Below are 2,364 nucleotides of genomic sequence, written 5' to 3'. Positions count from 1 at the left end.
TCATGTAGGCGGGGCTTAKTACGGCGATAAAGAATCGGCTCTTCAACGCTTTGATGAAAATATTAAAACAACTTCCGGCTCATAATCAAAGAGAATGACACTTGAGAACGATGACAAAACATATACGTCGCTCGAAACGCTTGGTGTATGTGAAAAGCATGACATTCCGTTTGTTTTTGATTACCATCATCACGTGGCAAATAAAGATGACGATGCCGCACTCGATGACATCCTTCCAAGAATGTTCGACACTTGGACAAAGACTGGCATTCCGCCCAAAATCCACTTGTCTTCACCTAAATCAGAAAAAGCCATACGCAGTCATGCAGATGGTGTAGATATGGACTTTGTCTTACCGCTTTTTCAAGCATTAAAACCGTATGGCCGTGATGTAGATTTTATGATTGAAGCAAAATTAAAGGATCAGGCTCTGCTCCGTCTAGTCGAAGAGCTGTCTGCGATTAGGGGCAATAAGCGGACGGGCGGAGGAACCATTGAATGGAAATCATAGAGAAAGGTTTACCTTTGTGCAAATGGGGGTAACAAAGCTATTGTGAAAAAGTAATTAACAGGAGGATATGAAGATGTCTCAAATCTATTCAATCCGAATCGCTGCAAAAGCGTTGAATTTACATAAGCTTATTTCTCTTTATGAAAAGTGCCAGCAGGCTCAGCATCGTATATATGTGTATTCTAAAAAAACAATGTGCAGCATTAAGAACATCGTAGAGCTTGAAACCTTCAGGCTCACTCATTTAGAATCTGATTACTTAATTGTGGTTGAAGGGAAAAAAGCGCAAGATCTTCTTCAGCCGTTTGAGAAAGAAAAGGTTTCATAAAAAAGAGCAGCCTCGGGCTGCTCTTTTTCTTATATCCAATCTTCTGTTAACCAAACTTGTTTAGAAGCTGCATCTATTTTCACTTGTGCCCCAATTGGCATCGTAAGCATTGGGTGCGTATGGGCACAGTCAAAATCAGCGATGAGTGGTCTCTTCGTCTCTCCGAGCACCTCAAGCAAAATCTCGTAAGGCTCTTTGCCCGTCCCTTCATCATCAAACAGCTCATGTTTTCCTAAAAGAATCCCTGACACCCGTTCAAACACTCCATTTACTTTCAATAAAGAGAAGTTCTTTTCTACAACAGAAGCGGTTTTCATGCAATCTTCAATGAGGAGGATGTCTCCGTTTTGGATGGCTGGCATGAACTCACTTCCCCAAATGCCGTACATCGCATTCAGGTTCCCGCCGATCAATCTGCCTTCTGCCTGTCCCTCTATGACGCACAGCCAATCATTCGGACGCTGCTTTTTGTCACGCGTCTTTTCTTCCCAATTGATTCGTTCATCTGTCCAAAAAGGCGGTTTTTCAATCTGATAAGGAATGCTTTGAGGAAACATCAAGATGTCCTCAAATGACTGATATGTATAATCGACAAACGGTTCAAACTCGCCAAAAGAAGGAACAAGCGCAGGCCCGTAGAAAACAGGCAGGCCCGTTTTTTCGTACGCCGCTAGTAGAATCGCTGTCGCATCTGAATAACCGATCATGATTTTCGGATGTTGATTCAGCAGCTCAAAATCAAGATAAGGCAGCAAACTATTTGAATTCGTACCGCCAATCATTGACATGATGCACGCCAAGTCCTCTTTAGCCATCAGCTCATTCAGCTCATCAGCTCGTTCTTGAATTGTACCGGAACGGTAGTGATCCTCTTTCCCTGTTAATGATCCTGGGATCACAATGAATCCTTTTTGCTCAAGCCACTTCTTCGCCCGCTGATACCTAAGAGGCGAGGTCGCTGATGCAGGACTGGAAGGTGAAAAAATACCGATCTTATCGCCCTTTTGTAATCGCCGAAGCCCCTTCATTCCATCAGATCCTTCCTACACGCATTTTTTCTATCCTAACAAAAAAAGCCCTTTATCAAAAGGGCTACTGAACGAATGAAAATCTTTTCAAAAAAATATTTTAAAAAGGCCAAGTAATATGAGCGTAAAACTAATAATCAATGCTATCGATATTTTGACTTTGCTTAAAGAACTGTCTATAACGTTTACAAAAAGGTGAATGCCAAATAGAATAATCCCAATGTAAAAAAATACTGGGTTGATTCCAGCTGGAATGATCAATATAAATAAACCAACAAGAGTCACGTAGTGAATGCTTTTCAGCATGAATGTTTTTGCTGTTTCGCTCAAACAACCCTCTCCTTTTGGATCTAATTTCCTTAAATTATATCAAAATTCCATTTAAATGGTGATTTAAATATTTGCAGGACGAACCACTTTTTATTATCACATGTAAAAAATGAGTCCAACTCAATAGCTGAACTCATTTACGCCTTACTATCAATGACCAAACTGCG

The 2,364-nt window shown here is 40.9% G+C and carries 3 protein-coding genes and 1 pseudogene; 2 read left to right on the top strand and 2 right to left on the bottom strand.

The genetic code is table 11. From position 1 onward, the window contains the following. Positions 1-511, top strand: a pseudogene (gene uvsE / locus AOQ70_RS01865) (UV DNA damage repair endonuclease UvsE); the annotation flags it as partial. A gap of 73 nt (positions 512-584) precedes the next feature. After that, entirely contained in the window at positions 585-839 is a 255-nt protein-coding gene (locus AOQ70_RS01860; protein ID WP_039182170.1) for a hypothetical protein, read from the top strand. A gap of 29 nt (positions 840-868) precedes the next feature. Here AOQ70_RS01860 and AOQ70_RS01855 read toward each other — a convergent pair whose 3' ends face one another. Both AOQ70_RS01855 and AOQ70_RS01850 read right to left on the bottom strand, forming a co-directional pair. Next, the gene (locus AOQ70_RS01855) at positions 869-1,867 is read right to left on the bottom strand and encodes a S66 family peptidase (protein WP_059374659.1); all 999 of its coding nucleotides are present in this window, start codon (positions 1,865-1,867) and stop codon (positions 869-871) included. A gap of 87 nt (positions 1,868-1,954) precedes the next feature. After that, on the bottom strand, positions 1,955-2,197 hold the full coding sequence (locus AOQ70_RS01850; protein WP_039182177.1) for a hypothetical protein: 243 nt from the start codon (positions 2,195-2,197) through the stop codon (positions 1,955-1,957). Between the last annotated feature and the right edge of the window lie 167 nt (positions 2,198-2,364).

Origin of the sequence: Bacillus sp. AM 13(2015), from assembly GCF_001518755.1 — a bacterium.
Lineage (GTDB): Bacteria > Bacillota > Bacilli > Bacillales > Bacillaceae > Bacillus > Bacillus safensis.
The sequence above is the reverse complement of the archived record's forward strand: the minus strand, read 5'-3'. Positions and strand labels throughout refer to the sequence as shown.

What these genes read in the sequence shown, in the direction of transcription:
- AOQ70_RS01860 (WP_039182170.1), top strand. Translation starts at nt 585, where the DNA reads ATGTCTCAAATCTATTCAATCCGAATCGCTGCAAAAGCGTTGAATTTA.
- AOQ70_RS01855 (WP_059374659.1), bottom strand. Translation starts at nt 1,867, where the DNA reads ATGAAGGGGCTTCGGCGATTACAAAAGGGCGATAAGATCGGTATTTTT.